This is a genomic window from Stenotrophomonas sp. YJH_SMC_36 (genome assembly GCF_059369935.1).
The window spans coordinates 153,187-177,740 of sequence record NZ_JCAFTD010000001.1 but is presented as its reverse complement, the minus strand read 5'-3'; the positions used below and the strand labels follow the sequence as shown (position 1 = coordinate 177,740).

Here is a 24,554-nt window from a genome sequence, read left to right as displayed (position 1 = left end):
CCATGTCACTGCAATCGCTGGACATCATCCGCCGCTCGGCCACCACCACGCCCTCGCCGCAGGCGCGCGGTTCCCACACCGGACAGGTCGCCAAACTGATCGACGTGAGCAAGTGCATCGGCTGCAAGGCCTGCCAGGTCGCCTGCATGGAGTGGAACGACCTGCGCGACGAGGTCGGCAGCTGCGTCGGCAGCTATGACAACCCGCCGGACCTGAGCGACCAGTCGTGGACGGTCATGAAGTTCCGCGAGTACGAGGACGAGAAGGGCAAGCTGGAGTGGCTGATCCGCAAGGAGGGCTGCATGCACTGCAGCGACCCGGGCTGCCTGAAAGCCTGCCCGTCGCCGGGCGCGATCATCCAGTACGCCAACGGCATCGTCGATTTCCAGGAGGAGAACTGCATCGGCTGCGGCTACTGCGTGACCGGCTGCCCGTTCGACGTGCCGCGGATCTCAAAGAAGGACCACAAGGCCTACAAGTGCACGCTGTGCTCGGACCGCGTGGCCGTGGGCCAGGAGCCGGCGTGCGTGAAGACCTGCCCGACCGGGGCGATCACGTTCGGCAGCAAGCAGGCGATGACCGAGCATGCCGCCGGCCGCGTCGAGGACCTGAAGTCACGCGGCTACGAGAATGCCGGGTTGTACGACCCGCAGGGCGTCGGTGGCACCCACGTGATGTACGTGCTGCAGCACGTGGACAAGCCGGAGCTGTACGCCGACCTGCCCAAGGACCCGCGCATCAGCCCCATGGTCGAGGTCTGGAAGGGGGTGGCCAAGCCGCTGGGCGTGCTGGCAATCGCCGCGACAGCCTTCGTGGGCTTCCTGCACTACATCGGCATCGGCCGCAACACGGTCAACGATGAGGAGGAAGAGCAGGCCGAGCACGAAGCAAAGAAGATCGAAGAGGAGCAGCGGCCATGAAGTACGCCCCGCACCCCCGCCAGATCGTGCGCTACCGCGCTCCGACCCGCATCAACCACTGGATCGTGGCGATCTGCTTCGTGCTGACCGCGCTGTCCGGCCTGGCCCTCTTCCACCCTGCGCTGTTCCCGTTGACGGCGCTGTTCGGTGGCGGGCCGTGGACACGCATCCTGCATCCCTTCGTCGGCCTGGCCATGGTGGTGGGCTTCGCCCTGCTCGCCTTCCGCATGTGGCGTGACAACCTGCCTACCGCCGACGACCGCGCGTGGCTACGCGGCATGCGCGAAGTGCTGCGCAACGAGGATGAGACACTGCCACCGGTCGGCCGCTTCAACGCCGGCCAGAAACTGCTGTTCTGGGCGATCATCGGCTGCCTTTCGGCGTTGCTGCTGACCGGCTTCGTGATCTGGCGGCAGTATTTCAGCCATCTGTTCCCGATCGGCGTGATCCGTTTTTCGGTGCTGGTGCACGCACTGTTTGGCTGGGTACTGGTGTGCGCCATCGTGGTGCACATCTATGCCGCGATCTGGATCAAGGGTTCGGTGCGCGCGATGACCCAGGGCAAGGTGACCTATGGGTGGGCCTACAAGCACCATCGGCAGTGGTTCAGGGACATCCTGCGCGGGCGGCGCGGAGAGGGGTAACGGCAGGGCCTGCGGCCCTGCACCCGCCGGATCAACGTCAACGTCAACGTCAACGTCAACGTCAAAAGCAGGTTGCCGCCGGATGGCGGGATGGGTCCCGCTGCTGTTGGTGGGTGTCGACCTTGGTCGACACGATGAACACGGCAACAACCGATGGGGTCAACCGATGGGGTCAGATCCGTTTTTCTTTGGAAAACGGATCTGACCCCGACCTTTCAGGTGGCTGGCAGCACGCTGGACGCCAGCGTCGACAACGGCGAGGATGGAGGCTGGTTCTTCCGGCTGGCCCCGCATGGCGCAACGCATCCTTGAACCCGGTGAGATCGAGACGCTGGCCTCGCGCGATGTCCCGCGCATCATCCTGCCGGATATCGCCTCGCTGTTCGGCGGACGTGCGGACCGGTTGCGCAGCCTGGCAGGACGCAGTGCCATCGGTGGCTACCTGCAGCTGCTGGCGGCACTGGCCGATGCACAACAGGCGCTGCTGGACGAACTGACGCCGCAGCAACGCGAGGCGCTGCAGGCGCAGGCCCGCGCGCAGCAGTCGAGCGCGGCGGCCAGCGCCGGCATGCCATTGCGGCCCGCCAACACACTTCAGCTCGATGGCCGATGGCGCGACTGGTTGCGCGCGCTGTGCCGGCACTGCGCCGATGAAGCCGGACTGCCTGCGGAGACCCGACAGGAACTGCAACGGGTTGCCGCGGCCGCTGACGCCTGGCTGGATGCACAGGCGCATGCGGTGCTGGAGCGCGACGACGCACCGTCGCTGGACGCGGTCGCTGCCCTGCTGGTGATGAACGCGCTGCAGGTGTACTGGGCCGTACTCGCGGCCAGCTTCCGCCCCACCGACCTGAAACCGCTTGCCGATGCACCCGGGCTGTGCCCGCTGTGCGGCTCGTTGCCGGTGGCCAGTGTGGTGCAGGCGCGCCCACCCTACGCCTCCTACCGCTATCTGTCGTGCTCGCTGTGCGCCTGTCAGTGGCACTACGTGCGCGTGCAGTGCAGCCAATGCGGCGCGGCCGGCAAGGACATCGCCTATCGCGCGCTGGCCGAGGTCGACGGCGATGCAGGCGAGGTGGTGCGTGAAGGCGCGATCCGCGCCGAGACCTGCGATCACTGCCACAGCTACCGCAAGATTCTGTATCTGGAGAAGGATCCGGCGCTGGAGCCGGTCGCCGACGACCTCGGCACGCTGGCGCTGGATCTGTTGCTGGGCGAGGAAGGCTACATGCGCGCCAGCCAGAATCCGCTGCTCTGGCAGTCCGACGGCGACTGAACCGATGCCTCGCGTGCACGCCCCCACCGCCCCGGCCAGCGCCCTGCCCTCGCTGGACCGCCTGCTGCGCCTGCCGGCGTTGTCGACGCTGATCAGGGACCACGGCCGCAGCCGCATCGCCCATCTGCTGCGCGAGCACGTGCAGGGGTTGCGCGAGCGCAGCGGCTGCGGCCAGCTGTCACCGGAACAGCTGCAGCGGGCCGTCGCGGAACCCGGCGTGGTCGCGGCCCTGCAGTCGGCGCTGGCAGCCGATGCACGCCTGGATCTGCAGCCGGTATTCAACCTCACCGGCACGGTGCTGCATACGAATCTCGGCCGCGCGCTGTTGCCGGACGCCGCGGTACGCGCAGTGACCCGCGCGATGACGGCGCCGGTGGATCTGGAATTCGACATCGCCCTGGGCCGTCGGGGGGACCGCGATGCGCGCGTGCGGGCACTGGTCTGCGAACTGACCGGCGCCGAAGCGGCGACCGTGGTCAACAACAACGCAGCAGCAGTCCTGTTGCTGCTCAACAGCCTGGCCAATCGCCGCGAGGTAATCGTGTCGCGGGGCGAACTGGTGGAAATCGGCGGCGCCTTCCGAATTCCCGATGTAATGCGCAGCGCCGGTGCGCGGCTGCGCGAAGTGGGCACCACCAACCGCACCCATCCGGCCGACTTCGACAGCGCCATCGGCACGCGCACCGCGCTGCTGATGGAAGTGCACGCCAGCAACTACGCCATCACCGGCTTCACCGCCAAGGTCGATACTGCACGGATGGCATCGATCGCGCACGGGCACGGGCTGCCACTGGCGGTGGACCTTGGCAGTGGCAGCCTGTGCGACCTGTCTGCCCACGGTCTGCCGCGCGAACCTACAGTGCAGGAGACGCTGGCGGCGGGCGCCGACCTCGTCTCGTTCAGCGGCGACAAGCTGCTCGGTGGACCGCAGGCCGGGATCATTGCCGGCCGCGCCGACCTCATCGCACGCATCAACCGCAATCCGCTCAAGCGCGCCCTTCGTATGGACAAGATGGGCCTGGCCGCGCTGGAAGCGGTACTGGCGCTGTACCGCGAACCGGAACTGCTGCCGCAGCGGCTGCCGACCCTGCGCACGCTGTCCCGCGAACAGGGAGACATCCATGCGCAGGCACAGCGCCTGCTGCCTTCCGTGCAGCAGGCGCTGGCCGCGCATTACGCGGTTGAAGCGGTGCCGATGTACAGCCAGGTCGGCAGTGGCGCGCAGCCACAGGCGCAACTGGCCAGCGCCGGCCTGCGCATCCGCGTCGCTGCAGCTGCCGGGTTGGACCGGCTGGCCAAGCGCCTGCGCGGCCTGCCACGGCCGGTGCTCGGGCGCATTGCCGAGGATGCGCTGTGGCTTGACCTGCGCGGGCTTGAGTACGGGGATGAGGCTGCTTTCCTCGCCCAGTGGAGCGCGCTGCAGGCATGATCGTCGGTACCGCCGGGCATATCGACCATGGCAAGACCAGCCTGGTGCGGGCACTGACCGGCATCGAAACCGATCGCCTGCAGGAAGAGCGCGCGCGCGGCATCTCCATAGAACTGGGGTATGCCTATGTGCCGGTGGAGGCCGCACGCGGAGAGGGGCCTCCGGCGATGCTGGGCTTCGTCGATGTGCCGGGTCACGAGCGCTTCGTGCACACGATGGTGGCCGGTGCCACCGGCATCGATGTGGCGCTGCTGGTGATCGCCGCCGATGACGGCGTGATGCCGCAGACCCGTGAGCATCTGTCGATCCTGCAGCTGCTGGGTGTGGACCGCGCTGCAGTGGCATTGACCAAGATCGACCGTGTGGATGCGGCGCGCATTGCCGAGGCCGAAGCGGAGATCGTTGCCCTGCTGGCCTGCACACCGCTGCAGGGGTCTGCAGTATTCGCCTGCAACAGCACCGACAGCGCGGATGCCGGCATCCATGCGCTGCGCGCCCACCTGCATGCGTGGGCCGCCGCTAACGACAGCCGCCAGACGGCCCAGCGCCGCAGCGAGCTGTTCCGCATGCCGGTGGATCGCGTGTTCTCGCTGGCCGGTCACGGCACACTGGTCACCGGCGCGGTACAGGGCGGCGTGGCCGCGGTCGGCGCGCATCTGCAGTTGATGCCGGCCGCCATCGACGTGCGTATCCGTAGCATCCATGCGCAGAACCAGGCCAGTGGACAGGCTGCCGCGGGACAGCGCTGTGCCCTGAACCTGGCCGCCATCGCCCGCGACGGCATCACCCGCGGCGACTGGATCGCCGATCCGCGCGCGCTGCAGGCCACCACCCGCGTCGACGTACGCCTTCGCCTTGCGGCACAGGTGCGGCCCCTGCGCGACTGGACACCGCTGCACATCCACTGGGGCACGATGCACCGGCAGGCCCATGTGGTGCTGCTGGAGGATGAAGACAGTGGCAACGGCCAGCTGGTGCAGCTGGTGTTCGATGCCCCGGTCTGCGCGATGTGCGGCGACCGCTTCATCGCCCGCGATTCGGCCGCAGCGCATACGCTGGGCGGCGGCACCGTGCTCGATCCCGATCCACCGCAACGACGTCGGCGCAGCCCGGCACGCCGGGCGTGGTTGGCAGCCCTTGAACAGCTCGCGGCCGGCGCCGGCGTCGGGCCGCTGCTGCAGCAGGCACCGGCCGGCATCGCGCTGGCCGCCCTGCAACGCTACTGCCGGCGTGAGGCCGCACAGATCGATCTCCCTGCAGATGCCCGGCGCATCGCCACCCGCGAGGACACCGTGATCATCTTCGCCTCACACTGGCAGGCGCTGCGCGAACAGGTGATCCGCTCGCTGCATGACTGGCACGAGCGACGGCCGGACGAGCCCGGTGTCGACAGCGGGCGCCTGCAGCGCAGCACCCTGCCCGCGCTCTCGACCAGTCTCTGGAACGCTCTGCTGCAGGACCTGTTCGACGATGGCGCGTTGCAGCGCGTGGGCGCGTGGTGGCGGCTGCCAGGCCACGACCATGCGCCGCCGGAACGCGAGCGCGCGCTTCTCGACCGCGTGCTCCCGCGTCTGGATGCCGGTGGTTTCGATCCGCCCTGGGTGCGCACGCTTGCGGCCGATCTCGGCTTCGCCGAGGAGGAGATGCGTGCGGTCCTGCGCCGCGCCGCCGCGCGCGGCGAGCTGTTCCAGGTGGTGCCGGACCTGTTCTACGCACCGGCCCGCATCGACGCGCTGGCGGCAACGGTCGCCCGGCTGTCACAGGCAACGGGCATGGTGGACGCGGCAGCATTCCGCGATGCCATCGGCCTGGGCCGCAAGCGCAGCATCCAGATCTTGGAGTTCTTCAATCGCGTTGGCTACACTCGACGCGTCGGTGACCAGCATCGGCCGCGCGGCGACCTGCAATGGAACACCGCCCACGGTTGACTGCACCGGTACCGCCGTACCTTCGGAAGGCATGCGCATCCGGGCATGCGGCTGGGCTTCAAACCCAGCAGGGGGCGTCGATCGCTCCCTGGTAGGTTCGACTCCTGCTGCCTTCCGCCATTCGTGTTCCTGCAGGAGATGCCGGCATGGCCTCGCATGTGCAGTCCCCACTCCCCCCGTCGGCCGAGGCTCCGCAGCGATTGACTTCGCTGGCCCACGGCGGCGGTTGTGGCTGCAAGATCGCACCCGGCGTGCTGGCCGAACTGCTGCGGGGCACCCCGGCGTTCCCTGCGCCGGCCGAACTGCTGGTCGGCCGCGAGACCAGTGACGATGCCGCGGTCTACCGGCTTGATGATCGCCAGGCGATCGTCGCCACCACCGACTTTTTCATGCCGATCGTCGATGACCCGTTCGACTTCGGCCGCATCGCCGCCACCAATGCGCTGTCGGACCTGTATGCGATGGGCGCGCGGCCGCTGTTCGCACTGGCCATCGTCGGCATGCCCATCAATACGCTGCCACAGGACACGATCCGCGGCATCCTGCAGGGCGGCGAACGTGCCTGTGCCGACGCCGGCATCGTGGTGGCCGGGGGCCACAGCATCGACTCGGTGGAGCCGATCTATGGCCTGGCCGCGATCGGCGTGCTGGATCCGCAGCGGCTCAAGCGCAATGCCGATGCCCGCGTCGGCGATGTGCTGGTGCTGGGCAAGCCATTGGGCGTGGGCGTGTATTCGTCGGCGCTGAAGAAAGAAGTGCTGAATGCCGAGGGCTACCGGCAGATGGTCGAGTCGACCACCCGCCTGAACAGCGTGGGCCTGCCCCTTGCCGCGCTGGACGGCGTGCATGCCATGACCGACGTCACCGGCTTCGGCCTGCTCGGCCATCTGCTGGAAGTGTGCCGCGCCAGTGGCGTGGCCGCCGAAGTGGACAGTGCACAGGTGCCTCTGCTGCCGCAGACCCTGGATCTGCTGCAACGTGGCTGCTTTACCGGCGCATCCAACCGCAACTGGGCCTCGTATGGCGGCCAGATGCAATTCGCCGAAGGCGTGGCCGCCCACTGGCAGCCACTGCTGACCGACCCGCAGACCAGCGGCGGCCTGCTCGTATCCTGCGCAGCGGACGCCGTGGATGCAGTGAATGCCGTTTTTGCCGGCGCCGGGTTTGCCCAGGCCGCGGTGATCGGCCACCTGCTGGCGGGGCCTGCCGGCGTCAGCGTGCGCTGAAACGATGAGGGCGCCCGAAGGCGCCCCGCAGCATCACTCGATGTTCTGCACCTGCTCGCGGATCTGGTCGATCAGCACCTTCAGCTCGACCGCGGCATTGGACGTGCGGCTGTCCACCGACTTCGAGCCCAGCGTGTTGGCTTCACGATTGAACTCCTGCAGCAGGAAGTCCAGGCGGCGGCCGACCGGCTCGCGCTGCGTGAGCACGCGGCGGATCTCGACGATGTGGCTCGACAGGCGGTCCAGCTCCTCATCCACATCCAGCTTCTGCAGCCACAGCACCAGCTCCTGCTCGGCGCGGCCGGGATCGACCGGATGCGGCAGATCGGCCAGGCGCGCAGCCAGCTTGGCACGCTGGCCATCACGGATGGCGGGAATCAGCGTGCGGACGTCACCCGCGATGCGCTCGATGCCATCCACGCGCTCGGCAATGGCCGCGGCGAGCTTGCCGCCCTCACGCTCGCGGGCTTCGACGAATCCGTCCAGCACCTGATCCAGCAAGGCCAGCGCCTCGACCTGCAGGGCCGCCGCATCGGTGGCCTCGCCCCGGGTCACACCCGGCAGCTGCAGCAGATCGGTGAAGCTCACCTGCAGGTTGGGAAAATCCGACGTCAGGCGGTGGGCCAGATGCCCGAGCTGGCCCAGCAGGGCCTCATCGACCTGCAGATTCCCCGCCGCGTCCGGCGCACGCAGTCGCAGCACCAGATCCAGCTTGCCGCGGCTCAGGCGCGCGGCGATGCGCTCGCGCAGCTGCGGCTCCAATGCCCGCAGTTCTTCAGGCAGGCGGGTGCCGACCTCCAGGAAGCGGTGGTTGACCGAGCGCAGCTCGCAGCCCAGCGTGCCCCACGGGGTGACCCGCTCGCCACCCGCGTAGGCGGTCATGCTTCGAATCATGGAATGTGTCCGGTGCGTGCAAAGGGGGAATGGTACCCTAGCGCCCTCACCAGAGCCCCCCTGCCCGCCCCGTGAAGGTCGCGGGCATGGCGGCGTACTCCCCGCCCTTACGGAACCCGCATCATGTCCGATTCCCGCCCCAGTGGCCGCCAGCCCGACCAGCTCCGCCCGGTCGTCATCCAACGCGGCTTCACCCGCCACGCCGAAGGCTCGGTACTGGTGTGCTTCGGTGAAACCCGCGTGCTGTGCACGGCCAGCGTCGAGAACCGGGTTCCGGGCTTCCTGCGCGGCAAGGGCGAAGGCTGGGTGACCGCCGAGTACGGCATGCTGCCGCGCGCCACCCACACCCGCAGCGACCGTGAAGCGGCGCGTGGCAAGCAGGGCGGCCGCACGCTGGAGATCCAGCGCCTGATCGGCCGCAGCCTGCGCGCCTGCGTGGACCGCAATGCCCTCGGCGAACGCACCATCACCCTGGACTGCGACGTGCTGCAGGCCGACGGCGGCACCCGCACCGCGGCCATCACCGGTGCCTACGTGGCCCTGGTCGACGCCGTGAACGTGCTGATCAAGCGCGGCGAGATCAAGCGCAACCCGATCCTGGGTGCGGTGGCAGCGGTGTCGGTGGGCGTTTACCGCGGCACTCCGGTGCTGGACCTGGACTACGCCGAAGACAGCGACTGCGACACCGACATGAACGTGGTGATGAACGATGGCGGTGGCTTCATCGAGCTGCAGGGCACTGCCGAAGGCCATGCCTTCCGCCGCGATGAACTGGACGCGCTGCTGGGACTGGCCGAAAAGGGCGTGAACGAACTGCTGGCCGCACAGCAGGCGGCGCTGTCGGCATGAACCGGCGCCTTGCCCTGACCACCCTGGTGGTGGCCGACTATGACGAGGCCATCGCTTGGTATACCGGCAAGCTCGGCTTCGCACTGCTGGAGGACATCGACCAGGGCCACAAGCGATGGGTCGTGGTCGGACCGACAGACGGCAGCGCCGCTGCCCTGCTGCTGGCGCGCGCCAGCAACGAGGAACAGCGCAGCCGCATCGGCAACCAGACCGGTGGACGCGTTGCGTTCTTCCTCAACACCGACGACTTCCACCGCGACCATGCGGCGATGCTGGCCGCCGGGGTGGAGTTCCTGGAATCGCCGCGCGAAGAACCCTATGCAACGGTCGCGGTGTTCCGCGATCTGTATGGCAACACCTGGGACCTGCTGGAGCCCCGTCAATGAAGAAACTGGTACTGGCCAGCCACAACGCCGGCAAGCTGGTGGAGATGCAGGAGATCCTTGCCGACCTGCCGCTGCAGATCACCTCGGCCGCCGAACTGGGCCTGGGCGACGTCGACGAGACCGGCCTGACCTTCGTCGAGAACGCGCTGCTGAAGGCGCGCGCAGCCTGCGAAGCGACCGGCCTGCCGGCGTTGGCGGATGATTCGGGGCTGATCGTCGATGCGCTCGGCGGCGCACCCGGCCTGTACAGCGCGCGCTATGCCGGCCACCCGACCAATGCCGCCGCCAACAACGCCAAGCTGCTGGACGCGATGGCCGACATCCCCGATGGCCAGCGCAGCGCCCGCTTCTATGCAGTGATCGTGCTCCTGCGCCACGCCACCGACCCGCAGCCGCTGATCTGCGAGGGCCGCTGGGAAGGGCAGATCATCCGCGAACTGCGTGGCACGAACGGTTTTGGCTACAACCCGGTATTCCTGGACACCACCCACGGCCTGACCGCTGCGGAAATGGAGCCGGCCCTGAAGAACGCCATCAGCCACCGTGCCATTGCCCTGCAGCAGCTCAAGCAGCAGCTGGCGACGCTGTACTGAAGCCATCCGATCGAACCAGGGAAGCCGGCCAACCGCCGGCACTACCGATGAAGCCCATGCCGCACGCCCACGACCACTGCAACCACCTGCCCGGCGAAGCCTGCTCCGCTGACCACGACAGCCCACCGCGACTGGTGCCACCGCCGCTGTCGTTGTACGTGCACCTGCCGTGGTGCGTGCGCAAATGCCCGTACTGCGATTTCAACTCGCACCAGGCCAAGGGCGAGCTGCCGTTCGAGGCCTACATCGATGCACTGCTGCGCGACCTGGACCAGGACCTGCCGCTGGTCTGGGGCCGGGTGGTGCACAGCGTGTTCTTCGGCGGTGGCACGCCCAGCCTGTTCCCGCCGGAGGCGATCGATCGCTTCCTGCAGCAGGCCAGCGCCCGTCTGCGCTTCGCGCCGAACGCCGAGATCACGCTGGAAACCAATCCCGGCACCGCCGAGCATGGCCGCTTCGACCGCTACCGCGCGGCTGGCGTGAACCGCCTGAGCTTCGGCATCCAGAGCTTCGACGACGAAGCGCTGAAGCGGCTGGGCCGCATCCACGACAGTGGCGAAGCCGAGCGTGCGGTGAAGATGGCCCAGGATGCGGGGTACGACAATTTCAACATCGACCTGATGTACGCACTGCCCGAGCAGACGCTGGCCGGTGCCGAATCGGACCTCGAGCGCGCCTTTGCACTGCAGCCGGCGCACATCTCGCACTACCAGCTGACCCTGGAACCGAACACGGTGTTCTTCGCGCGCCCGCCGCAGGGCATTCCCGATGAAGACAACGCCTGGGATATGCAGGAACACTGCCAGGCGCTGCTGGCGCAGGCCGGCTTCGGCCAGTACGAGGTCAGCGCCTACGCGCGCCCCGGCCGGCAGAGCGCGCACAATCTGAACTACTGGCGCTTCGGCGATTACCTGGGCATCGGCGCCGGTGCACACGGCAAGATCAGTTCCGGCGCCGAAGAGCACGTGCTGCGGCGCTGGAAGCTCAAGCATCCGCAGGCCTACCTGGACAGCGCTGGCACCCCGGCGTCGTTCGGTGGCGATGACGTGATCACGCCCGCGCGGCTTCCGTTCGAGTACATGCTCAACCTGCTGCGCCTGCACGAGGGCTTCAGCCTGCGTGATTTTGAATCGCGCACCGGCCTGCCGCGCAGCGTGCTCGACGCACCGCTGGCCGAGGCCGTGCAGCGCGGCTGGCTGGAGACGGCCGATGGCCAGGTCCGCCCGACCGAACTGGGCCGCCGTTTCACCAATGATGTGGTGAGCCTGTTCCTGGACGAATGAGCGCCCCGTCGCATCCGCCGGGCATGGCCCGGCGCTACCCAGCGGCCAGCATGCGGTAGCGCCGGGCCATGCCCGGCGTGCAGCGTGTGCATTCACCCTAAAGTAGCGCCGGCCTCGGCCGACACGGTAAATTCACAGGATCGCTCCGCGGGAATCCGGGTACCGCACGCCGATGTCAGCTGTCTTCTCCCTCTCCGCCACCGACGCTGCCCGCCTGGCCAGCACCGACCTGCCACCGCGGGTACGTGAACTGCTGGGGGCGTTGACCGGCCTGTGCCGGCAGGCACTGACCGCGCCGCTGATCCTGACCGTCGAAGCGCTGGAACAACTCCTGTTGCACGATGCCGACCGCGCGCGCAGTCCGCAGCAGCAGGCTGAACTGATGGCGCAGCGTAGCCAACTGCATGCCTTCGCCGGCCACTTCAGCGAGCGCATGCTCGATGCGGTGGCCGAGGCACTGGCGCGGCTGCGCGAACCGACCGCCTTCACGGCAGCAGCACCACCGCCCGCACTGCCGGGCACGATCGGCCTGTCGCTGGTCGACGAGCACGAGGTCGACCGCGAACTGCTGCTCACCGAAATGGTCCGGCGCGAGACGCAGCGCTCGGCCAACGCCCTGAACCTGCTCGGCCAGCGCCTGGGCGTGCTGGCTGCGGCGCCTGCGTTCGAAGCCGATACCCTTCCGCTGGCACCGCAGGCGCTGTGCGCGATGGTGCGCAGGGTCGCCGAACAGGATGGCCTCGGGGCAGAGGTGCAGCTGGCGCTGTATCGCAGTTTCGAGCGCCAGGTGCTGGAACGCCTGGGCGACCTGCTTGATCGGGCCAATGCCCTGCTCGCCCAGCAAGGCGTGCTGCCGGGCCTGGTCTACACCCCGTATCTGGCCCGCTCGTCGAGTACGCGAAGGATCATCACCCAGTCCGTCGCTGGCGGCCGTGCCACGCAGCCAGCCAGGCGCGCGGCGGCCCCCATGACCGGCTGGGGCGAGAACCTGCCTGCCGGCTCCTGGTCGACCCTGATGCAGGATGCCTTCCAGTCCGGTTCCGCATCCGCTGCAGCGGCCCCCGGGCTGACCACCGCCACCGGCACCCTGCTGCACGACCTGCTGCAGCGCGCGCGTACCACGCCGGCGGCAGACGCGCCTGCGGTACCGACTGCTGCCGTCGATGCGGTATTGGCAAGGCTGCAAAACCAGGCCAGCGCCGCTACCGGTGTGGTCGACCTGCAGGCCGCCGTGGTCGCGCAGCTGCGCAGCGAGCATGGCCCGCATGCGCAGATCGGCAGCCATGATCGCGACAACCTGGACCTGCTGCGCCTGTTGATGCAGCAGATCCAGCAGCAGCAGCGCCCGGACCCGGTGCCCGCCGCCCTGCTGGCGCGCCTGCAGGTACCGTTGGCACGTGCAGCGATGGCCGATCCGGGCTTCTTCGTACGCGACGAGCATCCTGCGCGCGAGCTGCTCAACCATATCGCCGAAGCCGGTGCCCGCTGGCTGGGGGACGACGACGTCGATCCGCAGTTTCTGCAGCGCATGGCACAGAGCGTGCAGAGCCTGCTCGGCGAGGATGCACGCACGCCGGAAGCCTTCGCTGCTGCCAACGAAGAGGTGCAGCAGCACCAGCGCGCTGCCGCCCATCGCGCCGAACTGGCCGAACGCCGCCACGTCGAAGCCGCGCGCGGCAGGGAGCGCCTGGAACTCGCGCGGCGCCAGGCCAGCGCCCAGATCGAGCAGTGCTGCAGCACGCAGCAGCCGCCGCGCTTCGTCCAGACCCTGCTGCGCCAGGCCTGGTCCGACGCGCTGACCCTGACCCGGCTGCGCCATGGCGAGGACTCGCCCCAGTGGCAGGAGCGGCTGCAGCAGACCGAGCGCATCGCGGCCGTTACTGCAACCGCCGCCAACGGCGTCGATGGCACCGATGGCGCCTTGGCCGCCGATGTGGAGGCCGCGCTGCTGCAGGTGGGCTATCACGCCGAGGAAGCCTCAGCGGTGGCCCGTCGCCTGGCCACGCCCGGGGGCGAGGACGACAGCACGTCGCGTACCGAACTCAGCGCGCGGCTGAAGGCCCGCGCCCGGCTGGGCGAGCACACCGACAGCCGCAGTGCGTCCGCCCCTGCCGCGCCACGCAGCAGTGCGGAGGAGGCCGCCTACGAACAGCTGTGCTCCCTGCCCTTCGGCAGCTGGTTCGACATCGACAACGGCGACGGCACGCTTCGCCGCCAGCGCCTGTCCTGGTACAGCCTGCTGACCGGCCATGTGCTGTTCGTCAATCCGCGCGGGCAGAAGATTGCCGAAACCGACCTCGACAGCCTGGCGCGGCAGATCAGCGCTGGGCGTGCGCATCTGGTCACCGAAGACAAGGGCCGGCTGGTCGACCGCGCCTGGAAGGCCAGTCTGGGCGCCCTGCGTGCCCTTGCCGGCCGCAACCCGCAGGACACCCCCGCATGAGCATGACGCCGCCGCAGGACACCCGCCGCGCCCCCCGACGCCAGGTGTCGGACCTGGTGCCGGTGACCGACCAGATGCGCGACTGCGTGGTCGGTCGCCTTGGCAATGTGTCCGAAACCGGCATGCTGATGCTGGCCAGCACTGCGCTGCGCGACGACGCGCTGTATCAGTTCCGCTTCCCGCTGCCGCTGGGCGATGGCCAGCAGGCAGCCATCGACGTGGGCGTGCACCTGTTGTGGAGCGAGCCGGCGCACGCCCCGGGACAGAGCTGGGTGGGCTTCCGGTTCCTCACCCTGTCACGCGAACACCGCCAGCTGCTGCGGCAGTGGGTAGGCGAAGACAGCGACGAAGGACCGCTTTCGACGGACTGACTGCCGGTTCCGGCACAGCGGTTTCCGCCGGTATGCGGCAGAATCTAGGGCCGTTTTCCGTGTCGAGCCACCGCAATGATCCAGCAAGACCCCGGCGCCCTGTATCCCGATCACCTGGCCGTGCTGTGCCGACGCGCCGAGCAGGCGCTGGCGCGCGGCGGCTTTGATCACCTCGTGGTGCCCAGCGGCACCCTGCACTACCAGGTGTTTGATGATCGCGACTATCCCTATGCGGTGAATCCGCAGTTCAAAGCATGGTTGCCGCTGACGCGCGTGCCCAACAGCTGGATCGTGTTTACGCCCGGCAAGCGGCCGGTGGTGATCTTCCATCAGCCGTTCGATTACTGGCACGTAGTGCCGGACGCGCCGAGCGGCTGGTGGGTGGAGCACTTCGACATCCACATCATCCGCACGCCGGATGAAGCGCTGGCGTTGCTGCCGGCCGATCCGTCGCGCTGCGCGATCCTGGGTGAGCCGCAGAGCGCACTGGGCAGCCACGTGCCGAACAATCCTCCGGCGGTGGTGAATTACCTGGAATGGCACCGTGGCAGCAAGACGCCCTACGAGATCGCCCTGATGCGCCAGGCGCAGGTGCTGGGCGTGCGCGGCCATCGCGCCGCCGAAGCCGCGTTCCGCAACGGTGCCGACGAGTTCAGCATCCACATGGCGTACTGCCAGGCGGTGGGCCAGGACGCCAATGAACTGCCCTACGGCAACATCGTGGCGTTGAACGAGCACGCCGCCGTTCTGCACTACACCGAACTGGGCCGCAAGGCACCGCAGCCGCTGCGCAGCTTCCTCATCGATGCCGGCGCCAGCGCGCACGGCTACGCCAGCGACATCACCCGTACCTACGCGGCGCACGGCCACGACGAATTCGCTGCGATGATCGCTGCCGTCGATGCCGCCCAGCAGCAGATGTGCGCGGCGGTGCGCCCGGGCGTTGATTACAGGACGCTGCACGTGGACGCGCATCTGTCGCTGATGGGCGTTCTGAAGGACTTCGGCGTCATCAGGGTATCGCCGCAGACCGCGCTGGAAACCGGCGTCAGCGCCGCATTCTTCCCGCACGGCATCGGCCATCTGATCGGCCTGCAGGTGCATGACGTGGCCGGATTCGCCGCCAGCGACGAAGGCGGCCGGATCGAACGTCCGGCGGGTCATCCCTATCTGCGTCTGACCCGCGTGCTGGAACCGGGGATGGTGGTGACCATCGAGCCGGGCCTGTACTTCATCGACATGCTGTTGAACGAGGTCAAGGACGCCGGCCATGGCGATGCGATCAACTGGGAGCGCGTGGACTTCTTCCGTCCGTATGGCGGCATCCGCATCGAGGACGAAGTGCTGTGCACCGACGGCGAAGCGGACAACCTGACGCGGCCGGAGTTTGCAGCAGCCAACGGCTGAGCCCCTCGTGGTTGGATGCTGAATCAAAGCAGCGCTTGGCGGGGCGGGTAGGCCATGCAGGGGACGCTGCAAGTACGTCCCTGTAAGCTCGATGGCGCCATCCATGGCGCCAACGCCCCTGCATGGCCTACCCACCCCACCTTTGACAGTTTCCTGCCGCGTCCAACCACGGAAAAGAAAAAAGAAAAGCAGAAGCGGGTCGCTCGCTGCGCTCGCTCCGTGTCGACCAAGGTCGACACCTACCAGCAGCCGCAATTACCAGTAGATCCACGCCATGCGTGGATGATTCATTCGATATCTGACAGATGTGCCGACCAACGGTCGGCCCCCACCAACAGCCGCGTGAACCTGTCGAAGGCGGGGCACTGTGGGTTTGCGGGGTGTGAGCGGCATGGATGCCGCGACCAAGCCCCCATGGACGGGTTCACGGCGTCCCCGCAAATCCACAGTGCCCCGCCATCCCTCGGAATGCCCGCTTTGGCTTTGGCCTTGGCCGTTGCATTGAGCAGGTGCAGGGCTGCAAGCCCTGCCGGCAACCCTCAAGCCGCCATCACCACTTCGATCTCGTCCGCACTCCGCGCCAGCCCTTCGGTCAGCACGCGATGGCCATCGTCGGTGATCAGCACATCGTCCTCGGTGCGGATGCCGATGCCACGCCAGCGCGGCTCCACCGTCGTATCGTCCACGCCGATGTACAGGCCCGGCTCGATGGTGAACGCCATACCGGGCTCCAGCAGCCGCGAGTCCCCGGCCAGGCGGTAGTCGCCCACGTCGTGCACATCCAGCCCGATCCAGTGGCCGGTCTTGTGCCGGTAGAAGCGCTGGTACAGGCCTTCGGAAAGATTCTTCTCCAGCGTGCCCTTCAGCAGGCCGAGCCGCAGCAGGCCTTCGGTCAGCGTCTGCACCGCCGCCAGGTGGCCGGCTTCGTAGGGTATGCCGGGCCGGGCCTGGGCCAGCGCAGCCGCCTGGGCCTGGCCGACCAGATCATGCAGCGCGCGCTGCTCGGCGCTGAAGCGCCCGTTCACCGGGAAGGTGCGGGTGATGTCGCTGGCGTAGCCACGGTACTCGGCACCCGCATCGATCAGCACCAGCTCGCCGTCGCGGGCACGCCCGTTGTTGTCGCGATAGTGCAGGATGCACCCGTTGCGGCCGGCGCCGACGATGCTGCAGTACGCCGGCACCGCATCGCTGGCGCGGAACACGCGCTCCAGTTCGGCCTGCAGCTCGTACTCATGGATGCCCGCCTTCGCCGCCTTCATCGCTGCCAGGTGCGCACGCACGCTGATCTGCGCGGCGTGCTGCATCAGCGCCACCTCCGCGCCGGACTTGAACAGGCGCTGCTCATGCAGCAGGTGGCCCAGCTCCAGGAACTCGTGCGGCGGCTGCGCACCGTGGCGCACCTGGGAGCGGACACGGTTGACCCAGCCGATCAGCTTCAGGTCGAAGTCCGCGTCACGGCCGAAGTGGTAGTAGACGCGCGAGCGTCCCTCCAGCAGGCCCGGAAGGATGTCGTCCAGATCGTCGATCGGATAGGCATCGTCCATGCCGAACTGCGCCACGGCGCCTTCCTGGCCGGCGCGGCTGCCGTCCCAGGCCTCGCGCTCGGCATCGCGTTCGCGGCAGAACAGGATCGCCTCGCCGTGACGACGCCCGGGAATCAGCACCAGCACGGCTTCCGGCTCCGGAAAGCCGCTCAGGTACTGGAAGTCCGAATCCTGCCGGTACGGGTAATGGGTATCCAGGCTGCGCACCTTCTCGGACGCGGCGGGCAGCACCAGGATGGCGTCTTCGCCGGCCATGTCCATCAGCTGCCGGCGACGACGCTTGTACTCGCCGGCCGCGATGCCGGTGCGCTGCTTGATGTCCATCAGTTCAGGCGCTGCCGGTGGCGCGCGGCCAGCACCACATCGCCGTGCAGCAGCAGCACCGCCACGCGGATGAATTCCTCGATCTCCGACAGCGCCTCATCGTCGTCCTCGCCACCCGCCTCGAAATCCTCGCTGGAAGCACGCGCCAGGCTGGCCATGTCGGTCAGCGCCTCTTCGCCCTCTTCGGACAGGGCCGGACGACGGCCGCCACTGCCCAGTCCGAATCCACCCAGGAAGGCGCGGGTCCAGCTGAACATGGCGTCGGCCTGCGCAGCCACGTCCTCGCTGTCGCTCAGCAGCAGCTCGAACGCGAAATCGCGGTCCTCCAGCTGCTTGATGGTGGCCTGCAACAACTGCCCGAGGGCGCTGTCGGCCGCCACCGGCGGCAGGCTGTCGTCGGCCAGCACACGCGCCGGCCAGTCGTTGCCGGGAGCTCCACCGGCGGCCAGCCAGCCGCACAGGCCGCCATGCAGCTCGGCAGCGGTGGCGCCCAGGCCCAGGTCCTGGCTGGCGCGGGAAACGTCGTCGACGGAGGGAAGTTCGGTCATCGTGCGGCTCGTTCGGAGAAGGAAACCCCGAGCGCGCACGCGCGCGCCCGTGAGCCCTGTAGTGTAGCAACCCGATAGCGACCTCCCCGTGGCCATCCGGGCGTGCTGCGACAGCGCTTGACCGCCCAGACCCGGCTTGCCTATCGTGCCTGCATGGAACCCGCCGATCCCCTTGCCCAGCTGCAGGACTTCGCCGCCCGCGTGGAAGCGTTGCTTGAACGCAACCAGCGCCTGGCCGAAGAGAACCGCAGCCTGCGCCACCAGCAGGAACAGCTGGTGGCCGAGCGCTCGACGCTGCTGGCCAAGAACGAACAGGCGCGCTCGCGGGTGGAAGCGATGATCAGCCGGCTCAAATCCCTGGAGCAGCACACATGAGCGCCGAACCGGTCAGCGTCCGCATCCTCGACCGCGAGTACACCGTCGGCGTGGGTGCCGATGAACGCGACAGCCTGATGGCGGCCGCGCGCCTGCTCGACGCACGGATGCGCGAGATCCGTGGCAGCAACCGCATGGCGGCGGTCGACCGCATCGCGGTCCTGGCGGCACTGAATCTGGCCCATGAACTGCAGCTGTTGCGTGACGAGAACGCCCGCCAGGCCGTGGCCCTGCAGCAGACGCTGGCCGACCTGAACCGGCGGCTGGACCGCGCCATCGACGGCAATCCCTGACAGATCGCGCGACACGCGTCTTCTCATTTCTGAATTGGCACGGACTGTTGCCGACGAACGGCCTATCCAGATCAGGACCGGCCGCTATAATGGCCCTGCGTTCTCTGCGGTACTCGACGGCATGTGCAAACATTCGCCTTGTCCCTTAAGAACGACACCGGGAGCGCGACAGCGCCGGGAGTGCAGGTCCGCCTTGTAGCGGGAAGCCCGATGGTTCTCCAGCGTTCCCACTTGAGCCCCCGGGTTCAAGGTCGTTTCGCATGCATCGACATTGCGGAGAATGCAATATTCCAGCAAGGGCGGCGTCTTCGGGCGTCGCCCTTGTTCTTTCCGGCACAATGACGGCTGTTCCTTGCCGCACGCTGCCATGACCGACCCGCGCCAGGCCCTGCGCCACGACCTGCGGCAACGCCGCCGCGACCTTTCCGCCAGCGAGCGCATCGCCGCCGCCGATGCCCTTGCCGATGGGCTGCTGGCGTTGCCGTTTGCGCCGCTTCACGGCCACGTTGCCGGCTATTGGGCGCTGGACGGTGAGATCGCGCTGCATCGCTGGCAGCTGCAGCTGCCCGATGGACTCTCCTACTGCCTGCCGGTGCTGGCCGGCGACACGCTGCGCTTCGCGCCCTGGCGGCCCGGTCAGCCCCTGACCGGCAACCGCTACGGCATTCCGGAACCGGACGTGGCCGTGGAAGACACGCTGGAACCGGCGCAGATGGCGCTGGTAGTGACCCCGCTGGTGGGTTTCGACACACAGTGCCGGCGGCTGGGCATGGGGGGCGGCTGGTATGATCGCAGCTTCGCCTTCCGCCACGACCGGCCGGCGCCGCCCTGGCTGGTCGGTGCTGCCTTCGCGGTGCAGCAGGTCGAGTCCTTGCCGGTGGCGTCGTGGGACGTGCCGGTGGATGCGATCTGCACCGAAGCCGGCACCCTGTTCCCCTCCGCTGCCCCCGTGAACGCATGACCGCCCGCAAGCGCTATTGGCTGATGAAGTCCGAGCCGGACGCCTTCTCCATCGATGACCTGGCCCGGGTCAAGGTCGAGCCGTGGAACGGGGTACGCAACTACCAGGCGCGCAACTTCATGCGCGATGGCATGCAGGTCGGCGACGGCATCCTGTTCTACCACTCCAATACCAAGGTCCCCGGCATCGTCGGCCTGGCCACGGTCGCCAGCCCGGCCTACCCGGACGATACCCAGTTCGACCCCCGATCCGACTACCACGACCCGAAAAGCACGCGCGAGAACCCGCGCTGGATGCTTGTGGACGTGGCCTTCGACCGCAAGCTCAGGCAGGTGATCGCGCTGGACGAGATCAAGCTGCACGCTGAAGCGCTGGGCGAGGGCTTCCCGCTGGTTGCCAAGGGCAACCGCCTGTCGGTGTTCCCGGTGACCGCCGCGCAGTGGAAGCTGCTGCTGTCGCTGGAAAAGAAATCCTGATTCCCTGCTGAGAGTTGCTCCCATGTCCGAAGCCAAGCGCCTGGCCGCCGAGAAAGCCATCGAGTACGTCGAAGACGGCATGATCGTCGGTGTCGGCACCGGTTCCACCGTCGCCTATTTCATCGATGCGCTGGCGCGCATCCAGCATCGCATCAAGGGTGCGGTCTCCAGCTCGGAACAGAGCACCGCGCGCCTGAAGCAGCACGGGATCGAGGTGATCGAGCTGAACCACACCGGCAACCTGTCGCTGTACGTCGACGGCGCCGACGAGTGCGATCCCGGCAAGTGCCTGATCAAGGGCGGTGGCGCTGCACTGACCCGCGAGAAGATCATTGCCGAGGCCAGCGAGCGCTTCGTCTGCATCGTCGACCCGAGCAAGCAGGTCCCGGTGCTGGGCAGGTTCCCGCTGCCGGTGGAAGTGATTCCGATGGCACGCAGCCTGGTGGCCCGGCAGATCCGCGACATGACCGGGGGCCAGCCGACCTGGCGCGAGGGCGTGGTCACCGACAACGGCAACCAGATCCTGGACATCCACAACCTGCAGATCACCGATCCGGAAAAGCTCGAACGCGAACTCAACCAGCTGCCGGGCGTGGTCTGCGTCGGCCTGTTTGCCCGTCGCCGTGCCGACGTGGTGATCATCGGCGGCGAACCGCCGGTCGTGCTCTGACCCTCACGCGAAGGATCCTGACGATGTCGCTGCTGCGTTCGCTGCTGATGCTTCCCTTGCTGGCCCTGGCCGGCTGTGCCACCGATGCGGCCCGTCACTGGGTCGAACTGGACGGCGCCCGCTACCACGTGGAGCTGGCAACCAATGATGAGACCCGCGCACGCGGGCTGATGTTCCGCGACCAGATGCCCGTTGACCACGGCATGCTGTTCATCCATGACCGCGAGGAAATGCAGGCGTACTGGATGAAGAACACCAAGATCGCGCTGGACATCCTGTACTTCGACAGCCAGCGCCGGCTGGTGAGCCAGCAGCGCGACGTGCCGCCCTGCTCGGCCGGCGACATGTGCCCGCCCTATCCCAGCGGCGGCCCGGCCCGGTACGTGCTGGAACTCAACGCCGGCCAGGCCGAGAAGCTCAAGCTGAAAGACGGTACCGAACTGACCTTCGGCCCGGGCATCGAGAAGTAGGCCCACGCGGCCCGGCGGCCGGCCGGCACCCCGGTCGGGGTCGGATCCCTTTCGCACGCGGACGGGATCTGACCCCTGGATTTTTCACGCCACACCGCTTGAATCCGTCTGCGATTGCCGCCAGTCTGTGACCATGCCGGACCGGATCACACTCCCCGACTGGGATGCACTGGCCGACCTCGAAGACGAGGCGCTGCCGTTGTTGCCGACCGCGCTGCTGATCGCGCGCGATGAATATCCGGATCTGCAGCCGTCCACCTACGACGCGCTGATCCAGAGCCATGTCGACCACCTTCGCGCCGAAGTGGACAGCATCGAGCGCAGTCCGCTGAAAATGGCCGCGATCAATCGCCACCTGTTCGACGAACTGGGCTACAGCGGGGACCACGACGAGTATTACGATCCGCGCAACAGTTATCTCAACCAGGTATTCGAGCGCAGGCTCGGCAATCCGATCTCGCTGGCGCTGGTACAGATGGAGGTCGCGCGGCGGCTGGGCATTCCGCTGGACGGCGTGTCCTTCCCCGGCCACTTCCTGGTGCGCCTGCCGGTGGATGACGGTGTCCTGGTGATGGACCCGTTCAACGGCGGTCGGCCGCTGGATGTGGACGAACTGCGGGAGCGCGCAAAGTCACATCTGGGCGGGCAGATGCCCGACGACCAGGTGCTGGCGCAGATTCTCGATCCGGCACCGTCCCGCGCGATCCTGATGCGGATGCTGCGCAACCTGCACGGCGTGTATGCCGAGGCCGGTGAATGGGACCGTGCCGCGCGCAGTGCCGACCGCCTGCTGAAGCTGGCGCCGGAGCAGGACGACGCCCTGCGCGACCGGGGCCTGGCCTACCTGCAGCTGGAGTACCTGACGGGAGCCCGGCACGATCTGGGGCAGTACCTCAAGCGCAATCCCGAGGCCAGCGACGCGCAGTGGCTGCGCGAGAAGCTGATCGATCTGGGCGGGCCGATGCCACGGCTGCATTGAGGCGGTCGGTGCGCGGACCTGCGGCCCGCCCCACGTCCGTCAATCGACCTCGACCATCTCGAAATCGGCCTTGGTAACGCCGCAGTCCGGGCAGGTCCAGGTGTCCGGAATGTCTTCCCAGCGCGTGCCCGGCGCAATGCCCTCTTCCGGCAGGCCGTCGGCCTCGTGGTAAAGGAAGCCGCAGACCACGCACATCCAGGTACGCAGGGTGGTGGGGGTGGCGTCGCTCATCGGATAATCGGGGTTGAATTCACGGGCCGCCATTGTCCCATCGCGGTCCACTCACCGGTAGCCATCGATGACCTCTGCTTCCCCGGCGCCCCGTGGCGTCTACCTCATCACCCCGGATGAGCCCGACACCGCACGCCTGCTGGCCCGCACCGCGCCCTTGCTGGCCGCCGGCGCCACCTGGCTGCAGTACCGCAACAAGACCGCCAGCGACGCGCTGCGGCTGGAACAGGCCACCGCACTGCAGGCGCTGTGCGCAGAGCACGGCGTGCCGCTGATCGTCAATGATGACCCGGTACTGGCCCGGGCCGTGGGCGCAGCCGGCGTGCATCTGGGCGGTACCGACGGCGACATCGCCAGCGCGCGCGCCCTGCTCGGTGCCGACGCCATCATCGGCGCCTCCTGCTACGACCAGCTGGCCAACGCCGAGGCCGCCGCAGCCGCTGGCGCCAGCTATGTGGCCTTCGGCGCCTTCTTTCCGACCACCACCAAGATCACCACCAGCCGTGCCCACATCGATCTGCTGCGGCAGAGCGGCGCACTGGGCGTACCGCGGGTGGCGATCGGCGGCCTGACGCCGGACAATGTCGGTCCCCTCATCGAGGCCGGCGCCGACCTGGTGGCCGTGGTCAGCGGCATCTACGCCGCACCGGACCCGGTCGCCACCCAGCGCGCCTACCTCGCCCAGTTCCGGTAACACCCAGGAAACCCGATGAACCACGACCAGTCCCACGCCCTGTTCTCCCGTGCCCAGCACTTGCTGCCGGGCGGCGTCAATTCGCCGGTCCGCGCGTTCAAGTCGGTCGGCGGCGAGCCCTTCTTCGTCGAGCGCGCCGATGGCGCCTACCTGTACGACGTGGACGGCAACCGCTACATCGACTATGTCGGTTCCTGGGGTCCGATGATCGTCGGCCACAATCATCCGGCCGTACGCCAGGCGGTGAAGAAGGCCGTCGAACAGGGCCTCTCGTTCGGTGCGCCGTGCGCCGCCGAAGTGACCATGGCCGAGACCATCACCCGCCTGGTGCCGTCCTGCGAGATGGTGCGGATGGTCAACTCCGGCACCGAAGCGACCCTGTCGGCGATCCGCCTGGCGCGCGGTGCCACCGGTCGCAACCGCATCGTCAAGTTCGAAGGGTGTTACCACGGCCATGGCGACTCGTTCCTGGTGAAGGCCGGCAGCGGCATGCTGACCCTCGGTGTGCCCACCTCACCGGGCGTTCCGGCAGGCCTGAGCGAACTCACCCTGACCCTGCCCTACAACGACTTCGAGGCCGCCACCGCACTGTTCGAAGCACAGGGCAGCGAGATCGCCGGCCTGATCATCGAACCGGTAGTGGGCAACGCCAACTGCATCCCGCCACGCGACGGCTACCTGCAGCACCTGCGCGAGCTGTGCACGCAACACGGCGCACTGCTGATCTTCGATGAAGTGATGACCGGCTTCCGCGTGGCGCTCGGCGGCGCGCAGGCGCATTACGGGATCACGCCGGACCTGACCACCTTCGGCAAGATCATCGGCGGCGGCATGCCGGTGGGCGCCTATGGCGGTCGCCGCGACCTGATGCAGCAGATCGCCCCCGCCGGCCCGATCTACCAGGCCGGCACGCTCAGCGGCAATCCAGTGGCGATGGCGGCCGGCCTGGCAATGCTGGAACTGGTCCAGCAGCCCGGCTTCCACGCCGACCTGGCCGAGCGCACCGCACGCCTGTGCGAGGGCCTGGAAGCTGCGGCCGCAGACGCCGGAGTGGCCGTGACCACGACCCGGGTCGGCGCGATGTTCGGGCTGTTCTTCACCAGCGAGAAGGTGGAGACCTATGCGCAGGCCACCGCCTGTGACATTCCGGCGTTCAACCGCTTCTTCCACGCCATGCTGGACCAGGGCGTGTTCCTGGCGCCGTCGGCGTACGAGGCCGGCTTCCTGTCCAGTGCGCACGACGATGCGGTGATCGAAGCGACGCTGGCCGCTGCACGCGTGGCGTTCAAGGCCGCCAAGGGCTGAGCCCTGCCCATGGCAGGTGCCAACCTTGGTTGGCA

Annotated in this window: 26 protein-coding genes, 1 tRNA gene and 1 other RNA gene; 24 read left to right on the top strand and 4 right to left on the bottom strand. The window is 68.1% G+C overall.

Annotation, left to right across the window (positions count from 1 at the left end; all coding sequences use genetic code 11):
- Positions 1-2: 2 nt before the first annotated feature.
- The 7 genes from fdxH to selD all read left to right on the top strand — a co-directional run bounded on the left by fdxH (position 3) and on the right by selD (position 7,423).
- Positions 3-920 (top strand): formate dehydrogenase subunit beta, encoded by a 918-nt coding sequence (gene fdxH, locus AC5P76_RS00780; RefSeq protein ID WP_253118321.1) that lies wholly within the window; start codon positions 3-5, stop codon positions 918-920.
- A complete protein-coding gene (locus tag AC5P76_RS00775; RefSeq protein ID WP_053519460.1) occupies positions 917-1,564 on the top strand; it encodes a formate dehydrogenase subunit gamma in 648 nt (215 codons plus the stop codon). Before fdxH ends, AC5P76_RS00775 begins: the two co-directional genes overlap by 4 nt.
- Before the next feature lie 292 nt (positions 1,565-1,856).
- Entirely contained in the window at positions 1,857-2,840 is a 984-nt protein-coding gene (gene fdhE / locus AC5P76_RS00770) for a formate dehydrogenase accessory protein FdhE (RefSeq protein WP_128988518.1), read from the top strand.
- A gap of 4 nt (positions 2,841-2,844) precedes the next feature.
- Positions 2,845-4,269 carry an L-seryl-tRNA(Sec) selenium transferase gene (gene selA / locus AC5P76_RS00765; protein WP_429000953.1) on the top strand — a complete coding sequence of 475 codons (1,425 nt, stop codon included), beginning with the start codon at positions 2,845-2,847 and terminating at the stop codon, positions 4,267-4,269.
- A complete protein-coding gene (selB, locus tag AC5P76_RS00760) occupies positions 4,266-6,197 on the top strand; it encodes a selenocysteine-specific translation elongation factor (RefSeq protein ID WP_253118319.1) in 1,932 nt (643 codons plus the stop codon). The genes selA and selB overlap by 4 nt, the downstream gene beginning before the upstream one ends.
- A 24-nt stretch (positions 6,198-6,221) precedes the next feature.
- Positions 6,222-6,317: transfer RNA gene (locus AC5P76_RS00755), tRNA-Sec, on the top strand.
- A gap of 26 nt (positions 6,318-6,343) precedes the next feature.
- Entirely contained in the window at positions 6,344-7,423 is a 1,080-nt protein-coding gene (gene selD, locus AC5P76_RS00750) for a selenide, water dikinase SelD (protein ID WP_253118318.1), read from the top strand.
- Between the two features lie 33 nt (positions 7,424-7,456).
- Here selD and AC5P76_RS00745 read toward each other — a convergent pair whose 3' ends face one another.
- Positions 7,457-8,317, bottom strand: a complete 861-nt coding sequence (locus AC5P76_RS00745; protein ID WP_053519464.1) for a YicC/YloC family endoribonuclease — start codon at positions 8,315-8,317, stop codon at positions 7,457-7,459.
- Positions 8,318-8,440: 123 nt separating this feature from the next.
- Between AC5P76_RS00745 and rph the strand changes: the two genes are divergently transcribed.
- The 7 genes from rph to pepQ all read left to right on the top strand — a co-directional run bounded on the left by rph (position 8,441) and on the right by pepQ (position 15,649).
- Positions 8,441-9,166, top strand: coding sequence for a ribonuclease PH (rph, locus tag AC5P76_RS00740; RefSeq protein WP_053519465.1), 726 nt, complete (start codon positions 8,441-8,443; stop codon positions 9,164-9,166).
- Complete coding sequence (locus tag AC5P76_RS00735) at positions 9,163-9,552, top strand: VOC family protein (RefSeq protein WP_053519466.1); 390 nt, start codon at positions 9,163-9,165, stop codon at positions 9,550-9,552. Before rph ends, AC5P76_RS00735 begins: the two co-directional genes overlap by 4 nt.
- A complete protein-coding gene (rdgB, locus tag AC5P76_RS00730) occupies positions 9,549-10,145 on the top strand; it encodes an RdgB/HAM1 family non-canonical purine NTP pyrophosphatase (protein WP_053519467.1) in 597 nt (198 codons plus the stop codon). Before AC5P76_RS00735 ends, rdgB begins: the two co-directional genes overlap by 4 nt.
- Positions 10,146-10,201: 56 nt before the next feature.
- Complete coding sequence (hemW, locus tag AC5P76_RS00725; RefSeq protein WP_128988524.1) at positions 10,202-11,428, top strand: radical SAM family heme chaperone HemW; 1,227 nt, start codon at positions 10,202-10,204, stop codon at positions 11,426-11,428.
- A 172-nt stretch (positions 11,429-11,600) separates the two neighbouring features.
- Positions 11,601-13,871 (top strand): DUF1631 family protein, encoded by a 2,271-nt coding sequence (locus tag AC5P76_RS00720; protein ID WP_253118317.1) that lies wholly within the window; start codon positions 11,601-11,603, stop codon positions 13,869-13,871.
- Complete coding sequence (locus tag AC5P76_RS00715) at positions 13,868-14,242, top strand: PilZ domain-containing protein (RefSeq protein WP_065175725.1); 375 nt, start codon at positions 13,868-13,870, stop codon at positions 14,240-14,242. Before AC5P76_RS00720 ends, AC5P76_RS00715 begins: the two co-directional genes overlap by 4 nt.
- Positions 14,243-14,317: 75 nt before the next feature.
- Complete coding sequence (pepQ, locus tag AC5P76_RS00710; protein ID WP_065181689.1) at positions 14,318-15,649, top strand: Xaa-Pro dipeptidase; 1,332 nt, start codon at positions 14,318-14,320, stop codon at positions 15,647-15,649.
- 539 nt (positions 15,650-16,188) lie between these two features.
- Here pepQ and AC5P76_RS00705 read toward each other — a convergent pair.
- Both AC5P76_RS00705 and AC5P76_RS00700 read right to left on the bottom strand, forming a co-directional pair.
- Positions 16,189-17,511: an aminopeptidase P N-terminal domain-containing protein gene (locus AC5P76_RS00705; RefSeq protein WP_253118427.1), complete on the bottom strand. Its 1,323-nt coding sequence runs from the start codon at positions 17,509-17,511 to the stop codon at positions 16,189-16,191.
- A 5-nt stretch (positions 17,512-17,516) separates the two neighbouring features.
- Positions 17,517-18,065 (bottom strand): UPF0149 family protein, encoded by a 549-nt coding sequence (locus AC5P76_RS00700; protein WP_053519828.1) that lies wholly within the window; start codon positions 18,063-18,065, stop codon positions 17,517-17,519.
- Positions 18,066-18,218: 153 nt separating this feature from the next.
- Between AC5P76_RS00700 and AC5P76_RS00695 the strand changes: the two genes are divergently transcribed.
- The 8 genes from AC5P76_RS00695 to AC5P76_RS00660 all read left to right on the top strand — a co-directional run bounded on the left by AC5P76_RS00695 (position 18,219) and on the right by AC5P76_RS00660 (position 22,289).
- Positions 18,219-18,440, top strand: coding sequence for a TIGR02449 family protein (locus tag AC5P76_RS00695; protein ID WP_005410898.1), 222 nt, complete (start codon positions 18,219-18,221; stop codon positions 18,438-18,440).
- A complete protein-coding gene (locus AC5P76_RS00690) occupies positions 18,437-18,733 on the top strand; it encodes a cell division protein ZapA (protein ID WP_053519829.1) in 297 nt (98 codons plus the stop codon). Before AC5P76_RS00695 ends, AC5P76_RS00690 begins: the two co-directional genes overlap by 4 nt.
- A gap of 98 nt (positions 18,734-18,831) precedes the next feature.
- Positions 18,832-19,017, top strand: a non-coding RNA gene (gene ssrS / locus AC5P76_RS00685) — 6S RNA.
- Between the two features lie 83 nt (positions 19,018-19,100).
- A complete protein-coding gene (locus AC5P76_RS00680; protein WP_111186786.1) occupies positions 19,101-19,694 on the top strand; it encodes a 5-formyltetrahydrofolate cyclo-ligase in 594 nt (197 codons plus the stop codon).
- Complete coding sequence (locus AC5P76_RS00675; protein WP_111186787.1) at positions 19,691-20,170, top strand: EVE domain-containing protein; 480 nt, start codon at positions 19,691-19,693, stop codon at positions 20,168-20,170. The genes AC5P76_RS00680 and AC5P76_RS00675 overlap by 4 nt, the downstream gene beginning before the upstream one ends.
- A 22-nt stretch (positions 20,171-20,192) precedes the next feature.
- Positions 20,193-20,840, top strand: a complete 648-nt coding sequence (gene rpiA / locus AC5P76_RS00670; protein WP_065175077.1) for a ribose-5-phosphate isomerase RpiA — start codon at positions 20,193-20,195, stop codon at positions 20,838-20,840.
- 23 nt (positions 20,841-20,863) lie between these two features.
- Positions 20,864-21,310 carry a DUF192 domain-containing protein gene (locus AC5P76_RS00665; RefSeq protein ID WP_053519833.1) on the top strand — a complete coding sequence of 149 codons (447 nt, stop codon included), beginning with the start codon at positions 20,864-20,866 and terminating at the stop codon, positions 21,308-21,310.
- Positions 21,311-21,443: 133 nt separating this feature from the next.
- Positions 21,444-22,289, top strand: a complete 846-nt coding sequence (locus AC5P76_RS00660) for a SirB1 family protein (protein ID WP_053519834.1) — start codon at positions 21,444-21,446, stop codon at positions 22,287-22,289.
- A 39-nt stretch (positions 22,290-22,328) separates the two neighbouring features.
- Here the strand turns inward: AC5P76_RS00660 and AC5P76_RS00655 are convergent, their stop codons facing one another.
- Positions 22,329-22,553, bottom strand: a complete 225-nt coding sequence (locus AC5P76_RS00655; RefSeq protein WP_053519835.1) for a rubredoxin — start codon at positions 22,551-22,553, stop codon at positions 22,329-22,331.
- A 34-nt stretch (positions 22,554-22,587) separates the two neighbouring features.
- Here AC5P76_RS00655 and thiE point away from each other — a divergent pair, with 34 nt between their 5' ends.
- Complete coding sequence (thiE, locus tag AC5P76_RS00650) at positions 22,588-23,214, top strand: thiamine phosphate synthase (protein WP_197600574.1); 627 nt, start codon at positions 22,588-22,590, stop codon at positions 23,212-23,214.
- Between the two features lie 15 nt (positions 23,215-23,229).
- Positions 23,230-24,519 (top strand): glutamate-1-semialdehyde 2,1-aminomutase, encoded by a 1,290-nt coding sequence (hemL, locus tag AC5P76_RS00645; RefSeq protein WP_065175080.1) that lies wholly within the window; start codon positions 23,230-23,232, stop codon positions 24,517-24,519.
- Positions 24,520-24,554: the final 35 nt, after the last annotated feature.